Consider the following 20,608-nt stretch of genomic DNA (forward strand, 5'->3'; position numbering starts at 1 on the left):
AGAATTTAAGCTAAAAATTACTGGCTAGGGTAGTTCTGCTAAGCCAGCAGTGGTTAACTTTTCTCTTGAGAATTTGTTTTCTTCACTTGGGTCACACGCCAGCTCAGCTTTAGGTTCATCCAGAAATTCCAGGCGGTAACGACTGCGATCGCAATCAAGTTTGCTAAATATCGATATTGCTGCCCAAAGATGACGTTAAAGATCAGGTTCAGCAGCAGCACGTTTAGCACCAACCCCGACAGGCAGACCACATTAAATTTAAGGAATCGTTTGAGCCGGGCTCCCCAACCCTGTTGCGATCGCGAAATGTCTGCAAAGGTCCAGGCATCATTCCACAAAAAGTTATTTAAAATCGCCACTTCTCCCGCCACAATTTTGCTGCGGGTTAACCCCCAGGCCAGGGTGCTTGGGTCGCTCAGCAAATAGAGCACCGCCATATCCACAAACACGCCGCTCAGCCCCACCAGGCCAAACCGCAAAAATCGACCGATGGGAAATTTCTGACGGATGCGGGCAATGCGACCCTGAGATCGCAACCGTACCAAATGGCCCAAATACTCCACATACTGTTTCCAGGTGACTTTGCTTTCTCCTGCCTTACGCTCTTGGAAAACATAGCCCACCTCGGCAATGTCGCCCACATGGCCGCGACCAATCACCTCCAGCAGGATTTTGTAGCCCAGGGGGTTGAGGGTATGGCCAGCAATGGCGCTGCGACGCACCATAAAATAACCGCTCATGGGGTCGCTCACCCGACCGACAACCCTGGGTAAAATCAACAGCCCCAACATCTGCGCCCCGCGCGACAAAAAACGCCGCAACGGGCTCCAGTCACTGACGCCACCCCCTTCAATATGACGGCTGGCCACGGATAGATCAGCCCCATCTTGCACATGGTTCACCATGTGCTTCAGGGTCTCAGGCGGGTGCTGTAGATCCGCATCGATGACGCCTAAAATTTCTCCCTGTGCCACCTGCCAGCCTCGGATTACCGCTGACGATAACCCTCGTTCTTCCTGCCGCCGCATCACCCGTAGCTGGGGATAGTGAGATGTGAGCTTTTGGGCCACTTCCCAAGTTTTATCGGGGCTGTCATCGTCCACTACAATCAGCTCGTACTGGTCTGGCAACAGATTGTCCAGTAGCGCCACCAGGTGCGCCACCAGCTTGCCGACATTCTTGCTTTCGTTATAGGTGGGAATAACCAGAGAAAAGGGTAGATTCGCAGGGGTAGATGCGATCCTTAGCGGCCCTTGGGGAGGCTTAACCAGCTCAGAGATATAAGTCATCGATAAATATCTACAGGAGATATAGCTGTTGCTGATTTAGAGGATGAATTGCTCCGTAAAACTTGCTAAAAGCCTAAATTTGACAGATGGAATCATCGTTCGGATCAGCAGCACCGGGATATAAATTACCGTTCAGGTCCATTGCATGCAACTCACCTGTATGGGTTAGTTGATAGTACTTTAACTATTGTTTTAGACTACGGTTTCGTTAATATTTAGGTTACTGCTTAGTCTGTATAAGTCCGCGATAGAACGGATATTTACCAAAGGTACCCAATGACTTAAAGGATATACTCATTGCGGTGTCATGATCATGGTTCCCTCTGAATAATACGGAGGTTAGGGTCCCTTTGCCAGTGGCAGCACAGGGGACGTCAGCATAGCAAATATATAGAAATGACGACTCGCCCTGGTTGACGAGTTCTGACGCTAACTGCTCAATGGCCTCATCGGTTTCGGTGCGAAAAAAAGTCTTCAATCGCGCACTGGGCCAGAGTTGTTGGGCAATCTGCTGCTGTGCCATGGCAACCCAGGGTTCGTTATAGGTGGCTAAGGCGGCAATGGCAGGGGCCACAGGCCCATGGTTACTGGGCAGAGAAATAGAGTTTGTTTGAGGATCGACGTAGGTATTCAGACCGCCATTCACCAGATTGGCATGGGTTCCCACCGTTAGCATCAATGCTACAGCGGCCATAGCACCCCAGCGTTTCGGGCTATCTGGCCACAGTTTATCGAGCCCAGCGGCCACTATCAAACCGGTGAGCGGTACCAAGATTAGATACAGTCTAGGCCCCCACTGTGGATCGTCGACTCCAGATGGGGCAATCAGGGGAACTGCGATCGCAAACGTCACCCCTATCACTAGCAGCACCATGCTGGCAGCACGTGTTCGTCCCTGCATGATCCAGGGCAGTCCCAACGCCAGGAGCACCGCCGGGAAATAACGCACCAGGGAAATTACCATGAACCCATAATTACGCCCAATCTGAGCGAACCTTTGCCCAAGGGATAAGGGGGCGTGCCAAACATAGATGCCCAAGGGATGGCCATAAATAACGCTGTTAACGCCAAGTAGGCCCAATACTGTTAGCGCCATCGCCCCGGTAAAGGCAATCACTAAGCCCAGGGTTAATCCCTGGGGCACAATCACCCATAATCGTTTGGGTAGTCGAGATGCATGGCTGGCCACTGTCATGGCTGTCAAGATGATGACCATACACAAAAACTCTGGTCGTAACCATACCGACAGTCCGATACAGGCACCATTCACTAGGGCCTCATTGATGCTGATGCGATCGTTTGCCCCCTGGGGTAAAGCATGCAACAACAGCCCGGACAGCCCCCAAAAGGCCAGTGCTACTGCCAGGGTATGCTCCCAGTACATGGCTCCATACAGGGTCAGAGGCGATGCCAAAATCATTAGCCCCAAGCTGAGGGCGATGAATCGTGAGCGGATTTGCCATACCCGACACAGCTGCCAGAACCGGAGCCAAATGATCCACAGGGAAACCAGTGGCACCACATAAAAACCGTAGTAGCCCATCAGCGCATAAAACGGAGCGGTAATCGCTGGAAAGGCAAACGGAAAGGTAATAAAGTAATTGCCCTGTTGTTCATAGGCATAGGGCGGTGCAAAGGGATACAATCCCTGTCGCCAGAGGGTTAACACCCAGGTTGGTTGGGGAATCTCTAAGGAGGCCTGCCATGTGCCAGTGCTAAACTGTTGGGCCAGGAGGGCTTTTAAACCCGCATCGCTGCTGAAAAATACTCCATCGCGGTTGTGTACCTGCAGGCCTAGACTTAACCCTATTCCTAATATCAATATGAGTCCAGGTAAAATCCAGGACAACCACTTCCTTGATTTGAGCATTACATAGTTAGATTTTTAAGCTTAGTATTTATCTGTATTCTTACGGACTTGCCAGAACAATTGGTCCATAAGCTTGCTAACTTCCACAGAACTTTATGCTTTGCTCAGTACAGACGGTCTAATACTTGCAACAAGCTTTAAAATGGCCATGGTTTTTGCAAAGCTTTCCTAAACGATCGATCTAATGGGTTGCTCTTGGCTGCCAACTAACTTGTTACCGAAGGCTCAGCTAAAAGTTGTTGTGCTTGCCAGAAATAGGCTGACATCTAGGCTGACATCGTTGCCAACAAGAGTCTAACCACGACCAGCATTGGCGCAGAAAATCTAGATAGAACAAGTAGGAGTAAAATTAAGAGCACAAGCACTTGCAGTCGTAGGAGTGATGGGCAGACATACTATTAGCAGCCCCCCGTCAGCTTGCGCATGGACGGGGGGCTGCCTCAGATTAAAGCTTACCCATATCAGGCAAACTTGTTTGAATCATGATCTTGGTTAGATCGCGTATTTTCTAAATCGCATCTAAACGGCACTCAACGCGGGAGCTTGCATAGAATCGATCAAAATCTGCGCAATCTCAGGACGAGTGAACTCAGCAGGTGGCTTCTTTCCGTCTCTTAGCATGGCGCGAACCTTGGTGCCAGATAGGTGAATGCGATCTTCCTTAGCGCTGGGGCTGGTCTTAGCCGTCGCCATACCGCCAGTCAGTTTGCAGTAGAAGGCATGCTCAAACTTAACGGGCTGAATTTTCAATTCATCTGCATTGAACTCGCGGAACAACGTCTGCGCGTCGTAGGTCCCATAATAGTCACCGACACCAGCGTGATCACGACCAACAATGAAGTGAGTGCAACCATAGTTCTGACGTGCGATCGCATGCATAATTGCCTCACGAGGACCGGCATAGCGCATGGCTGCGGGGAAAACACCCAACAAGGTGCGATCCTTAGGATAGTAAAGGCTCATGATAGTCTCATAGCACTTCACTCGAACATCTGCTGGGATATCGTCAGACTTAGTCATACCCACCAGTGGGTTAATAAAGAGGCCATCAACAGTCTCAAGGGCTGTTTTAGTGATGTACTCATGGGCCCGGTGGATAGGATTACGGGTTTGGAAGGCCACAACAGTATTCCACTCGCGGTTAGCAAATTCCAGGCGAGTCTGCACAGGGCTAAGACGATACTCCAAGAAGTTGTCGTAAGGAATATCATTAACCAGTGAGATGGGACCCCCTAAATACACAGGCCCCTCAGCCTTCATGGCCTTCACACCGGGGTGAGCATCCTCAGTGGTAAGATAAACATTCTGGGCTTCGTGGTCTTGGTCAGGGGTGAACTTACTCTTAACTGTCATGACTGCCAGAATCTCGCCATTGGGATGAGCTAGGGCTATCTGGCTATCTAGGCGGCACTTTTCAGCGTCTGATTCAGGAATTTGTAGCGTTACAGGAATGGACCATGCTAGTCCATTGCTAAGACGCATATCTTTAACAATTGAATTATAGTCAGCTTCATTTACAAATCCTTCTAGGGGACTGTAGATACCGGTTGCAATACACTGCAAATCAGCAATGTTGCGCTTAGAAAGCGTAATACGTGGTAGCGCATGCGCCTGTTCAAAAGTATCCTGACGCTCATGGCCTTCCAAAGAGCGATTGATTAGCTGTTTACCATGGGGCTCAATTAAACCTGCAGACATAGTTCATCTCCTTTGCGTCTTTATTCTTAACCCAGAATACATTCAACAATAAAAATCGAAAAAACAAGCCTCGGACATACGCCTGTGATTGTTCTTCTCTTCTCCAATTAAGCAGTTTTTTGCAGTTTATTCCAGTGAGAAATCGATGGGGGATGGCCACAAAGCATACTGTGAACATTGGCTAGTCTTTGTTTGAGCAAAACAAAACAACTAGCTAAAAACATTCTCAGCAAACTACATGTGCAAGAGACAACCCTCACATCAGTTAGCCAAAATTATCTGAATAGAAGCACACCCCTACGACACCAACCCCTGAGAATGGTTAGCTTTAAACGTCATGAAATGATAGTAAACAAGCCTACATTTACAAATACTTTATGCCTTTGTCTATGCCTTTTCATACTTCCTTTTGTCTAGATCTATATATTCAACATAATTATTTCCTTCTGGCTGTAGATTATCTTCTAGCCATATAAATTGCTGTCTTTAGTTATACACATCGTTTAATCATAGATGTCATTGACCTTTACTCGCTTGAAGCCAGTATCGGCCTTTAGAGCTTAAAAAAAGCTCAAGTGAGATGCCCTTTTATCAAACAGTAGATGCCTGGCAGCTACTTACTTTTTGGGTAAGCGATCGCAACTAGAACATCATTCACTACAGTCTATACAGCGCAATTTTTAATAGCTCTATGCGGCATTTAGTGACCACTTCACTCCTATGTGGGTGCTATCGTTGCCAAGCATCATGGCTGTCAAAGCCCTTTCCATATTTTCTAACTATGGTCCCTGCACAAACTCTAACGTAGCCTAAACAATAATACTTGTTTAACTCAATCATTAAAAAACTGCCAACAGTTCCATGGAATGAATGTTTTTATTCGATCAGAATTAATTGTTGATGTCGTTTTCTGTATTTCTTCCAGAGTATAAAAAGTAGCGTTGACTCATCAGTAAAAATGCTTTGATAGTTTGTATCGAATACAACATGAATCCTGAACGTATTGATGCTACAGGAGCTTGATAAACAAACAATGTTTTCTAGAAATGTCGAGTCATGGGGCAACTCTGATAAGAGCAGATTGTCAGCAGGGAGAAATCCTTGGTATTCCTGGACTATGTTCTTTCTACCCAGATGAATAGGGCAACCAACTTCGAAAAAAAATCAAAGTTAACAAAAATCAAATAAAGCTGGTATTATTACTGACAACGTTTATTTTTAAGATAGTCTAAAGTCCTATAAAAGCTTCATGTTCTTTAGGCCAAATGGCTGATGGAATAAGTTTTGAGACTATTATGGGCTTAAGTACAGGTTCTTCCTTCTGGAGGAGTATGCTGCTTTTTGTGGTGTGAAACGTTGGGAGTGTAAATATACAAAAATGTGTTGAGCATATTGAAAAACCATATGGTTGTTAATCTTTCTCATTGAAATCTTACTTAGGTGTTTTTGAGAGATTGTTGACCTTTTCACACCTTTTTCTAGTGCTTGGCTAAGGGTTTCTATACTATCTGATAGCCGTCTAGAAAGTGGTTTTAATTTTGACAATTAGCCTATGCTTGTAGGCTATTTCGATTTGTTAGCGTTTGTGTTGCAAAGGCGGCTGGTGTTCTGTTTCGAGTATGAACAAGCTGCTTTTGCTGTTGACTAGTTGTTTTTAGCAAGTTTCTTAAGTAGTTGTTGTCTGTGCTGGCAATACTCCCACGATTATCACGATTATCACGGTTTTTCTGGGATGGCAGGTTGTTTTTGTCAATTTTGCTGCATTTATAAATGCGTCACCTTGCTATAAGTAAGGTTCTCAAGGGTGTCTTGGTGTTTTGATCGACTGCTCTTCAAGATGGTTTTTGCATGCAGAGTGAGTCTCTGCATGCCGATTAAGTTGTTGTGCATACGCTATTTTAACAACGAACAGTTGTTGACACTTAATGAGCGCATTGATGGGTTGCTAACCGGCTTCAGCTGTAGTACGCTATGGCGTACAGCCTGCTAAGCTGCTGGATTGTTGCAAAGATCTATATTCTCTTAAGTCAGTTTTTTAAGTCAGTTTTTTGCGGAGTAAAACAGGGCTATGTCTATATTAATGATTGGTACTCAGCGTTCTGGTTCAAACTTAATGCGATTAATGTTGAACCAGATACCTATGATTGAGGCACCTCATCCACCACATATTTTGCAGAGATTAATGCCTCTAATGTCTGCTTATGAGGATCTCTCGGATGCATCTACATTTGCTCAGCTAGTTGATGATGTTTGTCGGCTGATTGAACTTAATCCGGTCCCTTGGGAAGGTGTTGTTTTAGATCGGCAAGACATCACCAACCGTTGCACTCAAAATACTCTAGTTGCTGTATTTTCTGCTGTTTACGATGTTCTAGCAGAAACCCGGGGGGCAGAAACCTGGTGTTGCAAGAGTTTGGCTAATGTTCACTATGTGCCCGAGATTAATGAGTATCTTCCTAAGGCAAAGTATCTTTACCTATATAGGGATGGTAGAGATGTAGCGGTCTCCTTTAAGAAGGCTGTTATTGGGCAAAAGCACTTCTATCATATTGCACAGGATTGGGCAAAAGCTCAGCGTGCAGCCCTAAAGATGCGTGAGAAGTTTGATGAAAATCAGTTCTTTAGCATCAGCTATGAGTCTCTAACCGGGTCTCCTGAGGAAAGTCTCAAGGCCCTGTGTAAGTTTCTAGAGGTGGAATATAGCCCTTCAATGATGAGTTTTCATGAGTCCAGTGAAGCTAAAAATACGGCTTCATCCAGCTCTCTCTGGAACAATGTGACCAAGCCCATCATGAATCAGAATACCAAAAAGTTCTTAACGCAGGCATCTGAAGAGGATGTGAAAATCTTTGAATTGGTGGCTGGTGATGTTCTAGATGCCCTGGGCTATGAGCGTACTCAAACATCCCCAAACGATGTGGCTACCTTCAGTGCTGAGGAGATTGCTCAGTTTGATGCTGAGAATCAGCGTCTGAAGGCTGAGAGAAAAGAGACTATGGATGCAGAAGATCTGGGTCGCCGTGAGCGTCAGGCGGCATTGCTTCAAGCAATTAAGGATCGTCGTCCGCTGACCACTGTCTCGTAATGATTTTCCGAGTGTAACAACAATGGTGGGTTGGGATCATCCCGATCCATCATGTTGAGTTAGTAAATAGCACATCTTATCTGCACTACCCATGACTAAGAACACTATGGCCACTCAGCCCGAGGGGCCGAGTGCATCTGCAAATGAACGGGAAGCTGTTAGCTTTAGCTACCTGTTTTGGACATTTCTCAAGATCGGCAGCACCGCCTTTGGCGGATTTATGTCTTTGATCTCTGTGGTAGAAAGCTTTGTGGTACAGCGACGTAAGCTGATGACCCATGAAGATATGCTGGATGGTATTTCCCTTGCAGCCGTTTTACCTGGGCCAATGGCCGCCAATGTGATTGCCTATGTGGGCTATCGAATTCGTGGGAATTTAGGTGCCCTGGTTACCAGCGTTAGTTCGCTGTTGCCCTCCTACCTGATACTGGTTATCTTTTCTATCTACGCTAAGCGATTCGAGTCTATCCCAGCGGTAGAGAAGGCTTTTATGGCTTTTATCCCAGCTATGGTGGCCATTATCTTGGCTGCGGCCTGGCGTATGGGTAAGAAAACAATAAAGTCGATTCGCAACTGGCGAGCGATTTTAATTGCGGTTATATCTGCCCTGTTTTTGAAGTTTGTGGGTGGCTTCTATACAACATTATTGATTGTGGCCATCTCTGGTATTGTCGGTTACTTCTGGTATTTCAATGAGGTGAAGCGACAGGCAGCCCTGGATGAAAACCCAGCACCAGTGGCTGAGTCCAAGGTTTCTAAAGGCGATATTATTGCCTCATTTGTATTTCTGAGCTTCTTTTTGGTGCTATATATCGTGCCGTTGCCATTTATCAGTGATGATAGTCTGGCTCGCTTATTTATCACCTTTTCTGGCATGAGTCTGCTGTTGTTTGGCAGTGGCTATGTGTTTATTCCTATGATCCAGGAGTTGGTGGTCAACACCTATGGCTGGATTACTCAACCAGAATTTACAAATGCGATCGCACTGGGTCAGCTGACACCGGGACCGATTTTGATTAGTGCCGCTGCCATTGGCTATTCAGTCAAAGGTATTTTGGGTTCCCTGGTGGCAACAGTGGGTATCTTTTTCCCACCAGCGATGTTGATGTTAACCTGCTCGCACTTACTTCAGCGTATTAAACAGTCATTGGCTATCCAGGCAGCCCTCAAAGGAATTCGCCCTGCGGTAGTTGGACTGATTTTTGTAGCTGGTATATCATTTGCCCAGCCTATGTTGGAGCTTGGTCAACCCATGGTCGCTTACTTGGTTACAGCCGTTATCTTTGGGGGATCCATGGCTGCGCTACTCAAGTGGAAAATTGAGGTAGCCCTGATCATTCCCATTGCAGGTGCCATCGGCATACTGCTTTATCCGTAGTTTGTTGCTCAGCGAGAGTCTAAATCTCGCTGAGCAACCGCCAGGTTAGGGCATCAACAACTCCAGTGGTGGGTAAACCTTGATCCGCTTGAAAGCGCTTGACCGCTTGATACATTTCATGGTCAAATTGACCATGAATAACGCCAGTGTAGTATAAATCAATTGAGAGCAATTCTTGCACCGATTCAACTGCACTGCCATGGCACCCCTGTCGCAACGTTGGCATATTGACTGGGGCATTTGTGTAGAGAGCTTGCCAGGTGAGAAATCCAACAATTCCATCCGGTTTTAGAAACATGCGAGATTGAAAGGTTTTGACAGCAATCTCGGTTTCATAGTCAAAAATGCCTGTGATAGAAATTGGTCCTACTTTTTGACTGAGAAGCTGTTGTAATTTGATTACTTTTTGGTGACTAGAACCGAGCTTTAATAATGCTTTTGGTGTTGAGGAAATCATAAATCACCTTGATAGTAGGATAATTAGAGTAGATTGAAGTAGATGTCTTCTGAAACAGTAAAAACATCTAGACTTAACTTGTATTCGGAAATTTGAGATATAAAGACACAAAAATATTTGCATCTTTATGACTTAGTCAGCCTCAATTTGCATGTTAAAAAGCTCGTATTGTAATGATTGATTAAGAGTTTTCCAGGCCAGAGTATTACTTGTAGTCTATGATACATATTTTCATCAGTATCTGACTTCTTAAGTATCTCGTGCTATGGGTCACACAGGCCCATTAAAGCACTTGATTTAATTAAAAACTCAAGAATTTGGGCTCTGCTGATTGAGAGCTATGGATTTTGACTATAATTGGAACTTTCTGGGGGTATCCGTTTAATCTGGGACACCCTGGATAGGTAGGGAGTTAGGAGCCAGCATCCAGCGCTTTCCTGCCTCCTGGATGCTGGCTTTTTTTGTCACCGAAATTTCCCGCGCTACTTAAGAACCAAAATTAATTAGGTTCCACTATTGGATGTACAGACGTTTGGGGTCACCATTTAAGTGGTTGGTGGCAGCAAAGGTTGAGTATGTAGCAGCTGATCTGGATTTAAAAGAAACAGAATTGGCTGGTTGTCGGCTTGGATAATCAGCCCACTAATGCACTGCATATTGACTTTAACTGCGTAGTTGGCAGGTAGGGGGACAATTTCTGACTCAGCAAACCGACGTACGGTCGGAGAAGATGTGACGGGTAATCCGATAATGTCTCCATGGCGGTTACGGATAATCAGCAGATAACCCTCTTCAGGTTTTTGTTGTGATGGTTCTGTGGCTTCTGGTGGTTCTGTGGTTGAATCTGCTGCTGGAAAACTGGTTGAGTTTGGTCGATGGCCAAAAATCTGCTGAGCAATGTCTAGAATGAGTAGTTCTTTGCCTTCGTAGACAGTTAACCCTGCGCCTGAATTAGGGTAATTCCCTTGGGTATCGCTTTTAGGTATAACTTTCTTGACGGTGAAAATGGGTAGGGCAAACCATTCGCATTGAATTTGGAAAACAATAACCTGTTGAGTTGTTTCGCCTTTATGGGATCTCAGACGTCGAGATTTGAGGGGAGAGGGAATAGGCATGGGATTGATTACACTGCGCTAAGGGGTTGTTGTTCAAGTACCTGCTCAATCATTTGCAGAAGCTCATGATCCTGATAGGGCTTGGTGATATAGGCGGTTGCGCCCAGACGCATGGCTAGTTGACGGTGTTTTTCACTGCCACGCGAAGTGAGCATGATGATGGGTAGGTCCTTCAGCTTAGAATCGGATTTAATCTCTGCCAATACACCATATCCATCTAGTCGTGGCATTTCAATGTCACAGACAATGGCATCCACAGCAAGTCCGCCAAGCAATTGGTCTACGGCATCTTGACCATCTTTGCCTTGCTCTACGCTATAGCCCGCTTGCTCTAAAGTTGTTCTCAATAGTTGACGCATATTGATGGAGTCATCAACAACCAGAACGCTGGTTTGTTGCGCTTGGGGCAAGGCCAAGGGACGTGGTGGCTCAGGTTCTTCGCTGGATTGTAAAAGTTGTTGCCAGGGTTGGGAGCCTCTTGGGGAGATGGTATCATCATTATCATTATCAATCCATTCCAGCAGCTTGGCTGCATCCGCCAAGGGCACCACATTACCGTCTTCCAAAATGGTGCAACCATTAAAGCCTGGTGGCAAGCTAATAACGTTTTCAACCTGGCGAATAACGACTTCTCGCTCTCCCCAGAAACGGTCAATATAAATACCGCTGAGGCGTTCTCCTCGATTAATGATTAGGATGGATGGCTCATTAATAATGGGTGTGCTTTCAGTTGTTGTGGGCCGTAATGGGCAGCGAAAATCTAACCATTGGTCTAGCTGAATTAGAGGCACAGTCAACCCTTCCCAGTTAATCACCTTTTGCTCTGGAGAATCGAAGACCTGCACGGTATTGAGGCGAATCATTTCCTCAATACCGTCGGTGGGAAATGCCAGTCGCATGCCGCCACTTTCAACCAGTAGAACCCTTAGGATTGATAGGGTGAAGGGGACGCTAATGGTAAATGTGGTGCCAAGACCAGGTTGAGTATCAACTTTGACCTCACTTCGAATCTCTTCGAGGTTAGTGCGTACCACATCCATGCCAATGCCTCGGCCTGAGAGGTTGGTGACCTGGGCCGCTGTACTAAATCCAGGCTCAAAAATCATACCCAGCAGGTCGCCTTGGCTCATGCTATCAAGTATTTCATCCGTGAGGCCCATTTGATAGGCACGACTGCGAATTTTAGTGAGGTTAATGCCTGCACCATCATCACTGATGGAGATCAGTGTTTGGTTACCTCGGTGAGCGGCTCGAATTTCAATGGTTCCTTGGGGTGGTTTTCCTTGCATTTGCCGGGTCTCGGCGTCTTCGATGCCATGGTCAAATGCATTGCGTAGCAAGTGCATGAGGGGATCGCGCAGGTGTACTGCGACAAAGCGATCAATCAGGGTGGCTCCGCCGGTGATCTTCAGCTCGACTGCTTTTCCGTACTGTAGAGATAGCTCTCGTACAGTTCTGGGGAAGCGCTCAACGATGTCGGAGAGAGGGCGCATCCTGGCCCGTGTAACGTTGATTTGTAATGATTTAGCGGTGCGGTTCAAGTTGCTGGATGCCTGCTTGATTTCCCGCATGTTAAGCTTGACATCGCTGGTCACCTCCCGTAATTGGACCAGGGTCTCGCGCTGATCCTGAGATAAAAGGTGTAGATCGCTGTATCGATCAAGCTCTAGACTGTCAAAGGCTTGTTCAGTGGTTGCGATCGCACCTGTAATTTCTATTTGGGGTTTACCCTGCTTTGTCCCTTGAGCTTTACCCTCATTCTTGTTAGCCTTCATATGGGGTACAGATGTATCCACTGAGAGCTGATTACAAAACATCTGCAGTTCTGTATTTGTTCCCTCTAAATTGACCATTCGTTGGGAGAACAAATTCATTAAGTCTTCCATTTGATCCAGGCGCGAGTTCATGGTGTTACGCTGGATGATCAATTCTCCAAACAAGTCGTTTAGCTGTGTGAGCAGCTTAATCGGGACTCGAACGGTATTTTCTTGAACCTCTGGCGTGTTTTTAGCAGGAGACTCTACTGGCTCAACAAAAATCTCTACAAATTCTTCGTGCTCCTCTGCTTGTGCTGCAGGTTGGAAGAAGGACGAAAACTCAACTTGAGGTTCAAAAACTTCCTTTTCAGCGGTAGTAGCAGGCTCTGGTTGAACAGGTGCAGAGAAGGACGAAAACTCAACCTCGGGTTCTAAAACTGTCTTTAGATTCTCAGGGGCTGCCGTGGGTTCGTTGGTAGTTAAGGGATCATCAAATTGAAACTCGGCTGGGTCAAAATTCTCGATGGCTGCCTCAATGCTGGCCCAATCAATGGCACTGTCAGAATTTACAGCGTCATCGGGAGTACCATCGACACTATCAATGGTGCTGGGGGAAACGTCCGTATTGGCCTCTACTGCTGCGTGCTGCGTTTCCTGAATCTCATCTAAGTCCTGGTTAGGACTATCAGGAAAAACCTGGGTTGCATTCTCTAAAGACTCTGCATTCTCTAAAGATGTTATGGAGTAGTCTACGGACGATACCGGCTCGACGATGATCTCCTCTGGGATAGTGACCTCAATTTGATTGAGGTTCTCCTCAAAGACTTCAGCATCACTCACGATATCGGGAGAGCTAACAGCTGCCGCGCTTGTGTCCAATGTTTTAAGGTCAGAAATTTCTATCTCAGGGACGTCTGTTACCCAATCTGGGATGGCATCAGCTGCCTCAAAGATAATGTTGTCAAACTCATTAGTTGTGGTGACCGAAGGCATCTCTAACTGAGTGGGTAGCTTCGCAAATTGGCCAACCATGATCAGTGCCTGAGAACGCTGCCAAAGTTCTAGAGATTTATGGGCAATGGGCTCTATTTGTTCTGGAACAGCCGTCACTAGGTGTTGATGGATCGACTCACAGAGCTGACAAAACCTATCTAGCTCTAGCATTTTTCCTAGGTCGTGCAATTCCTCCACCATCATTTCTAGTTCTTCCCGCAGACAGGGAGAACCTGGTGTGTCCAAGACCGATGTTAGCCGTTCCAACAGCTCCTCTACTTCAGTTCCGAACATGACAACGGCTGTATTGTCGTCGGACTCATCAGCGAGCAATGCCAGCTCATCACTAGGTTGTACTTCGCCTAAGCGATCGTGTAGCTTCTCAAAGCTGGGATAGACATTCTCCTTGAGCCATGAATCGGTAATGGGCAGGGCCTGTCGATGCAGGGAACTGATCTGGCGCATACCGTCCAGACCCCTTAATAGCAGCATCTCCAAGGCAGCATCAACTTGGATGGCGCTTCGACGAACTTTGATAATCTTCAAAGAATCTTCGAATCGATGGGCCAAATGGGTCATTGCTGGGCATTCGATCATCGAGCCGATGCCTTTAATGGTGTGGGCTGCCCGTAGCGCTGCGTCCATTTGCTGTGGATCCACCCCGGTTTCTGCAAGCCCGATTAATCCTGATTCAATGGTGTTGAGATATTCATCAACTTCATCTAAGAAGTTGAGCCAGACCTCACGATCTGCTTCATGTGACATGGCTTTAATTTAATAGAGCAGAATAATTTTTGATATAGAAGAGATGTCTACTGTCGTGTTGCTGGTCTCAGAGAGGAAGGAAAGCAGCCTAAGCCATACTCTGAAACCAGCGATGGTTGATTACATATCTGTCTTGACTTTGAACTGGTCCACAGCGGATTCCAGTTCGCGGGCAACTTCTACCGTATTTTGTAGTCTTCCGGCTACGGCGCGGGAAGAATCTGATGTGCGTTTAGAAGCTTGCGTAATCTGTTGCATAAGCTGAGTAACCGTCTGGGATGTTTCAGCCTGTGAAACGGTTGCTTTAGAAATAGACTGTAGTAGCTCGTCAATTTTCTGCGATACTTCCACAATCTGTCCCAAGCCTTCTTTAGTTTCTTGTACTAGCTGAGTACCTTCTACCACCTGGGTTGTACCCCGTTCCATGGCTTCTACCACGTCTCGGGTACCCATCTGAATGTTTTTCACAATCTGCTCAATCTCTTTGGTGGCTGCCGCCGACTGTTCCGCCAGCTGACCAACCTCACTTGCAACCACTGCGAAGCCTTGACCTTCTTCCCCTGCGTGGGCCGCCTCAATACTGGCGTTTACGGCTAGCAGGTTGGTCTTCATGGCAATTTCGTTAATCAGCGAAACCACCTGAGAAATCTGCTGCGACGATTCACCCAGCTGTTTTACCTTCTTACCGGTTTCTGCTACCGTAGACCGCAGGTCTAGAATACTTTCTACCGTACGGTCCATGGCAGTTCCACTGTCTTGGGCTGCGTTGGATGCCACCTGTGCTACCTGTGCCGCCTGACGGGCGTTGTCGGCCACCTCTTGAATTGAGTTAGACATCTGCTCAACTGAATTCAGAGTGTTGGTAATTTCGTCCATCTGAGCCAGGGCTTCATCGGCCAGTTCGCGAATCGCACCTTCACTCTGGTCAATAGACGAATTTACCTGTCCAGTTGCCTGTTTCACCTGGACAACGATTGAACGTAGGTTCTCAATAATGGCGTTGAAAACGTCACCGATAATACCAATTTCACCCGCTGTTAGCTCTGTACGTACCGTGAGGTTACCGTTAGATGCTTCTTCCATCTCGTTCAAAAGCTGCACCAGTTCGCGCTGTAGAACCTCGTTACGTTTACGTTCTTCTTCAGCGCGTTCTACCTGGGCTTGGGCAGAAATTTGTTGCTGCACCGATTCTTCTTGCTTCACCAGCAGGGTTTGAATTTGTGATGCCATCAGGTTGATATTGCTTCCCAACTGGGCGATTTCGTCTGCGCCCTGGGTGTTGATTCGGGTGCCAAAGTCACCTTGACCCAAGCGTTTTACCGAATCGGTAATTTGCAAAATCGGTAGGGTAGCTCGGGTGGCCACCAGGGTTGCGATCGCAGCCACCAGCAACACCGTAATCCCCGTACCCACAAGCACCGTGTTCAACAGCTGCCGTGATGCCACATAGGCCGTGGACGTGTCCACCAAACTAACGACACTCCAGTTCAGCTGCGGATCTTCATCACCGTTAATAATAGGAGCGTAGGCTGTTAGCTGAGGATTATTCCCTGCGTTTAGAACCGTAATCTGAGGTTCTCTATCCTGCAACCAGGACACCCGATCAGAGAGGTTAGCCAGAATTGGGTTGAGTTCTGTGCCTTCCGTGTTAGTCAGAAAGATTTCTTCATTAGCGTCGATTAGCCCCACCTCAGACTGTTGAGCCGTAAAATCACTGATACGTTGCTTTAGTTCCTCGAGGTCAAGACGCACACGAACAATAGAGATCATTTCCCCTGTTTGGGTGTCAAAAATTGGCGCAGCCCCCACCAGCACGAATGCCAGATCACCCGCCAAAGGCGCTCTTGGTTGTACCCAGGTAATATCCTGGGTACTAATCACATTCTGGAACCAGTCAAGTTGACTTACATTGCCTTGAATTACTGAGGGATCTCTGACCGCAATCGGACTGCCGTTGAGGTCCACAACAGCAATATCGTCATAAATTGGTGACGACTCAACCATCCGTCTGAGATACGCATTTCTCTCAGCCGTAGTCATGGCCCCACGCACTTTAGGATCAGCAAATGTGCTCAGCTGTGAAAACGTTCTCAAGTCCTGGAAACGACCATCCATAAACTCTGTCGTAAACTTAGCAATGTCATCTGTTGCTGCTTGTCGAGTATCATTTACCTGGGTTGTTACCCGTTGCTCCACTAGCAAATATCCCAGGCCACCTACCCCCAGTACCGGAGCCACTCCCAGCGAGAGGGCCAAGCCCAGCACCTTTGTTTTAAGCGTCAGTTTTTGCCAAAAGCCTGCGGAGGATGTCTGAGCCCTAGACTGTTCATCGTTCTGACGATTGGCGGTCACGGCGGGAGAATAGCCAGTGGAGTCCATGCTGTCAGGCAGAGTACCGTTGCCGGCGGTGAGGTTGTCCAATTGGGACGGAAATTCGGTGTTAGGGGCCATTGTGGTAATTGCTTAGATGTAAAGTGGATAGAAGGTACAGTGAAAATTAAGCGCTAAAGAATTAACCCCAAGCACTTTGCAAGATGGGAGAACGGGCAATGGCTTCAGCATCCAGAACCAGTAACATCTCATCTTGCTGTAATAAACAACCACGCAGACAAGGGGCGATGCTTGGCGCAAAATGCCCTTTGGGTGTTTGAATTAAATCTAGTGAAAAGCGGATAACTCCCTTCATAGTAGGGACAATCAAACCCAAGAGCGCCTGGTTATGAGCTGTCGAGACAAGCATATTTTGTTGCTGTGCTCTTTGAGCTACCCGGATAATCACAACGTTATAACTACGAGTATTGGACGGTAATGGAGTAGATAGCAGCATATGGGCCAAATCCACTAGCCACATCACTCGACTCCGCCTAGTGGATAACCCCAGCACACAGGGGGGCATATTTGGCATAGGCGTAATCTGCTTTGCTGGAAGAACAATCACCTCCTGCACCTGCTTCATTGAGAACAGAGCAGGAGTTTGTTCATTCAGCTGAAAACTCAAGCAGGCCGCACCAGACGTTGCCTCAGATTGAATTTGTCGATGGGCAAGAACAGATGACTTCATTGACTTAGACTGTATCGAACGGCGTTAACAAGCTGATCTTCAGTAAAGGGTTTTGTCACATAGACATTGACTCCCTGTTTCATGGCCCAGAGACGATCAATCTCACCTGATTTTGAGGTGCACGCTACGATTGGCACCTTCTGAGTTACCGGATTTTTCTTGAGATTACGACACATTTCTAGGCCGTTCATACCTGGCATCACCAAGTCAGTCACGATCACATTTGGCTGATGCTCAATGGCCTTACTCAACGCTTCTTTTGCATCAGTGGCTACGATGACTGTGTATCCACCTTTCCTCAGATAATTGCTGATAAGTTCCAATTCGTTGATAGAGTCATCGACAACTAAGATCTTAGTCACGTTAGTTCACCTCAAAAGCTGTTGTTTGAATGTTGTTTGGGAAAATCAATCCATCAAAGACATATTCAAATAGTCAGAAATTATATGTAAATAAAACTGACTATTTTAGATATCTTTTAAGACAGGTTTCTAGATATCACATCTAGCAAACTAGCTCTATTAAAAGGTTTCTCCAAATAATCGGTAGCACCTACTAATTTAGCTCTTGTCTTATTGATAATCCCTTTCTTGCCTGTTACCATTACAACAGGTATATCTTCAAATCCGGGAAGACGTCTCAGCATTCTACATAATTCATATCCACTAATTGTTGGCATTGTTAGGTCTAACAAAATAATATCTGGCTTCAGCCGTTTTAGTTGAAATGTGGCTTTAATGGGCTCAATAAATTTAAAGACAGAGAAGTTTTCTTCACCTAAAAAACGTTCGATCTGGTCTAATGTATTTGGGCTGTCATCAACACAGGCAATTACAGGGCGAGATTTTTGTTTTTTATGGGAGTTTGATGATAAATAAGGGCTTCTATTTGAATTTATTCCTTTGATTGGATCTATGCCTTGGGCCTTTTTTGCTAGTGGTTTTTCTAGCCCTGTTAGTCGATCAAATGGAGATTCCGGTGCCCGTAGTAGGATTGATTGATTCTCAATGTAGGGATGCAAAAACTTAGCAACATCCAGTTCATCTTGCTGCAAAATAGCTGCGATATGACGAATGCTATATCCCCGTAAAATGTTGCCTAACTTACTTTTTAACCTGGGGGAAATAGAATCTGAATTGTTAGTGTTAAAGAAAGTATCCTGACTGACAATATAAGGTCTCTGATGTGGAGATGTAATTAAGGGACGTAGTAGTTTCCAAGTTTTGATACGTGCCTGGCAATCTTCAATGGTTGCCTTAGGATCAAGCCTGGTAAATATTGGGATTTCAAAAAGTTCTCTTTCAATTCTGACGGCTCCCCCTGACAGAGATAGGAACGACTCAATGGCTTCTCTTGTCAGCTGTTCTATCAGTTCTTGGGCCTGCCATAATTCGAGATATTTTTGGTCGATTAGATAGCAAATGATTTGGTAGTCAAAATATTGGATTGATTGAGTATTCTCAGGTTCTATATTTAGTAACTCTTCAGAATTTTCCTCAAGCCAGGCAAATGCTTTTTGACTCATAGCAGCTAATTTAAGCTTGAGCCACTTTAATGTATATGCGAGGCTTTTATCTGATGCATAGGATGCATAGTTAAGTTTGCCGTCTTTGAAATAAATCCACCACGACATTGATTTTGCATCAACTTCTAAGCATCCGCTTCCATAGGTATGAACGAAGCTTGCTAGCAAAACCAGAGGTTGAAAGCTACGGATGGTTTTGGTGGTATTTGTGAGTCTTGACTTTTGCAAGCTTTTCATAAAGTTCATGTCCTTACAATTCCCGTAGGCCTCAATTCATTAGCTATTACCTAATGTCGAATCAAAAAATCGAGACAATGTGAATTCGTTAAACCTAAAAACTCTCAAACGTCAGAGGATTTTTAAGCATTCGAATAAAGTTCGAAGAATCTATTGGTAAATCGATTATCGATTGAAAATAGGTTTAAAAAGTTCCTAAGAATCCCAAAAATCATTGATTTTGCTGAAATCTTAAGACATACCTTGAAACCCATTCTTTTTGAGGTTAATATTTAGTCTAGAAATAGATTTTATACATCTACTCCTATGTGATTTTTTGGCTTGAAGCAAAGGGAAACACAATCGATACAAAGAATTATTCACTGTTTGAAGTCGTTTCTCCGGCAATCTAGGTCGAAACTTTAGTACTGGTTTTGGATGGACTTCTAGTGATGTTATAAAGTGCGATTGCTTTGTATTAATGGCCAAGATCAGGTATTAACCATAGCAATGTATTGTCGTGAACAACATATATATTGAACTTCAGGCAATAACTGTCCTATTCATGTACCTGCTAAGGTCCCGTACCTTAAAATTTGACCAATAACAATCTAGCAATGCATTGTGCATTTAGGCTGTATCAGCCAAAGCTTATTCAAAGGTTGTTGTTTTAGGGAAATCTCGGTTATATTTTTATATGAGAAATATAAGAGATCTTTCATGCCTCGAGACGTATCATTACTTGTTCAGATGCCGAGTATGTTTGGGTATCAAAAGACACTGGTTTTATTATTCCATGCCTAGATGGTCTGATGTTGTAGCTAGTTTTCTCTAGAAGTGTTTGATGTGGTAGATAAACCTGCTTTGCTAGTTGGCAGATGCTAACAGGTTAGCCGATGTGCACTTCTAGACGATGTAGATGATCCGTTCTAAATAGATGCAGATGTTCCGTTCTTAATACAGTATTCTACCAGACCAGTCGTTTGCCTGTAGACCAAAGTAGATTTATCAATACTTTTTGTATTGCAAGATTGTCGTCTGGGTATGAAAAAAATGTCCTGATCTAAATTCTGGGATTTGAAGAGTTTAAGCTGCTTGAGAGACCCTACAGCTCTGACAATATCTTAATCTGGAATATCTACATCGTTAGGAAACGTAGACATTATATAGTTTATATAGTTAGGAAACGTGGACATTATCCATCGGGTATCTATTGTGTGGGTGATGAATTAATAAATGAAGTCTTTGGTCATGGTGTGGCTAGTGACCTGTGTAGAGCCCTAGACTAAAGTATGATAGGGAGCTGATCTGAGTGGCTTAATGAATTGATGTAATGCGCGATCGCATCCCAAGCACCCAGGTCTGGAGTCCGTCTGAAGCGTCCCATTAGCCTACATCT

The 20,608-nt window shown here is 45.5% G+C and carries 12 protein-coding genes; 2 read left to right on the plus strand and 10 right to left on the minus strand.

Annotation, left to right across the window (positions count from 1 at the left end; all coding sequences use genetic code 11):
• Positions 1 to 53 precede the first annotated feature (53 nt).
• The 3 genes from SPB21_RS03265 to sat all read right to left on the minus strand — a co-directional run bounded on the left by SPB21_RS03265 (position 54) and on the right by sat (position 4,857).
• Positions 54 to 1,289: a glycosyltransferase gene (locus SPB21_RS03265; protein ID WP_499060018.1), complete on the minus strand. Its 1,236-nt coding sequence runs from the start codon at positions 1,287 to 1,289 to the stop codon at positions 54 to 56.
• A gap of 220 nt (positions 1,290 to 1,509) precedes the next feature.
• Positions 1,510 to 3,111 carry an LA_3751/LA_3752 family putative glycosyltransferase gene (locus SPB21_RS03270; RefSeq protein ID WP_499865464.1) on the minus strand — a complete coding sequence of 534 codons (1,602 nt, stop codon included), beginning with the start codon at positions 3,109 to 3,111 and terminating at the stop codon, positions 1,510 to 1,512.
• Between the two features lie 567 nt (positions 3,112 to 3,678).
• Positions 3,679 to 4,857, minus strand: coding sequence for a sulfate adenylyltransferase (sat, locus tag SPB21_RS03275; protein ID WP_163670843.1), 1,179 nt, complete (start codon positions 4,855 to 4,857; stop codon positions 3,679 to 3,681).
• Positions 4,858 to 6,925: 2,068 nt separating this feature from the next.
• Here sat and SPB21_RS03280 point away from each other — a divergent pair.
• Positions 6,926 to 7,942: a sulfotransferase family protein gene (locus SPB21_RS03280; protein ID WP_163670841.1), complete on the plus strand. Its 1,017-nt coding sequence runs from the start codon at positions 6,926 to 6,928 to the stop codon at positions 7,940 to 7,942.
• Between the two features lie 91 nt (positions 7,943 to 8,033).
• Positions 8,034 to 9,320 (plus strand): chromate efflux transporter, encoded by a 1,287-nt coding sequence (chrA, locus tag SPB21_RS03285; protein ID WP_163670839.1) that lies wholly within the window; start codon positions 8,034 to 8,036, stop codon positions 9,318 to 9,320.
• 19 nt (positions 9,321 to 9,339) lie between these two features.
• Here chrA and SPB21_RS03290 read toward each other — a convergent pair whose 3' ends face one another.
• From SPB21_RS03290 to SPB21_RS03320, 7 genes are all read right to left on the minus strand, one after another.
• Positions 9,340 to 9,777 carry a peptidoglycan-binding domain-containing protein gene (locus SPB21_RS03290; RefSeq protein WP_163700377.1) on the minus strand — a complete coding sequence of 146 codons (438 nt, stop codon included), beginning with the start codon at positions 9,775 to 9,777 and terminating at the stop codon, positions 9,340 to 9,342.
• Positions 9,778 to 10,322: 545 nt separating this feature from the next.
• The gene (locus tag SPB21_RS03295) at positions 10,323 to 10,892 is read right to left on the minus strand and encodes a chemotaxis protein CheW (RefSeq protein WP_163700374.1); all 570 of its coding nucleotides are present in this window, start codon (positions 10,890 to 10,892) and stop codon (positions 10,323 to 10,325) included.
• 8 nt (positions 10,893 to 10,900) lie between these two features.
• Positions 10,901 to 14,407, minus strand: coding sequence for a hybrid sensor histidine kinase/response regulator (locus tag SPB21_RS03300; protein WP_499865467.1), 3,507 nt, complete (start codon positions 14,405 to 14,407; stop codon positions 10,901 to 10,903).
• 120 nt (positions 14,408 to 14,527) lie between these two features.
• Positions 14,528 to 16,858, minus strand: coding sequence for a methyl-accepting chemotaxis protein (locus tag SPB21_RS03305; RefSeq protein ID WP_163700369.1), 2,331 nt, complete (start codon positions 16,856 to 16,858; stop codon positions 14,528 to 14,530).
• Between the two features lie 61 nt (positions 16,859 to 16,919).
• Entirely contained in the window at positions 16,920 to 17,468 is a 549-nt protein-coding gene (locus SPB21_RS03310; protein ID WP_163670829.1) for a chemotaxis protein CheW, read from the minus strand.
• Positions 17,465 to 17,830: a response regulator gene (locus SPB21_RS03315; RefSeq protein ID WP_006519718.1), complete on the minus strand. Its 366-nt coding sequence runs from the start codon at positions 17,828 to 17,830 to the stop codon at positions 17,465 to 17,467. The genes SPB21_RS03310 and SPB21_RS03315 overlap by 4 nt, the downstream gene beginning before the upstream one ends.
• A 116-nt stretch (positions 17,831 to 17,946) precedes the next feature.
• Positions 17,947 to 19,230, minus strand: a complete 1,284-nt coding sequence (locus tag SPB21_RS03320) for a response regulator (protein WP_163670827.1) — start codon at positions 19,228 to 19,230, stop codon at positions 17,947 to 17,949.
• Between the last annotated feature and the right edge of the window lie 1,378 nt (positions 19,231 to 20,608).

Source organism: Leptothoe sp. ISB3NOV94-8A (genome assembly GCF_043421595.1).
GTDB classification, from domain to species: Bacteria; Cyanobacteriota; Cyanobacteriia; order Phormidesmidales; family Phormidesmidaceae; genus Leptothoe; species Leptothoe turfae.

Excerpts from the sequence above, each read along its gene's own strand:
- SPB21_RS03265 (WP_499060018.1), bottom strand. The coding sequence starts at position 1,289 with ATGACTTATATCTCTGAGCTGGTTAAGCCTCCCCAAGGGCCGCTAAGG.
- SPB21_RS03305 (WP_163700369.1), bottom strand. The coding sequence starts at position 16,858 with ATGGCCCCTAACACCGAATTTCCGTCCCAATTGGACAACCTCACCGCC.
- sat (WP_163670843.1), bottom strand. The coding sequence starts at position 4,857 with ATGTCTGCAGGTTTAATTGAGCCCCATGGTAAACAGCTAATCAATCGC.
- SPB21_RS03290 (WP_163700377.1), bottom strand. The coding sequence starts at position 9,777 with ATGATTTCCTCAACACCAAAAGCATTATTAAAGCTCGGTTCTAGTCAC.
- SPB21_RS03320 (WP_163670827.1), bottom strand. The coding sequence starts at position 19,230 with ATGAAAAGCTTGCAAAAGTCAAGACTCACAAATACCACCAAAACCATC.
- chrA (WP_163670839.1), top strand. The coding sequence starts at position 8,034 with ATGACTAAGAACACTATGGCCACTCAGCCCGAGGGGCCGAGTGCATCT.
- SPB21_RS03300 (WP_499865467.1), bottom strand. The coding sequence starts at position 14,407 with ATGTCACATGAAGCAGATCGTGAGGTCTGGCTCAACTTCTTAGATGAA.
- SPB21_RS03310 (WP_163670829.1), bottom strand. The coding sequence starts at position 17,468 with ATGAAGTCATCTGTTCTTGCCCATCGACAAATTCAATCTGAGGCAACG.
- SPB21_RS03295 (WP_163700374.1), bottom strand. The coding sequence starts at position 10,892 with ATGCCTATTCCCTCTCCCCTCAAATCTCGACGTCTGAGATCCCATAAA.
- SPB21_RS03280 (WP_163670841.1), top strand. The coding sequence starts at position 6,926 with ATGTCTATATTAATGATTGGTACTCAGCGTTCTGGTTCAAACTTAATG.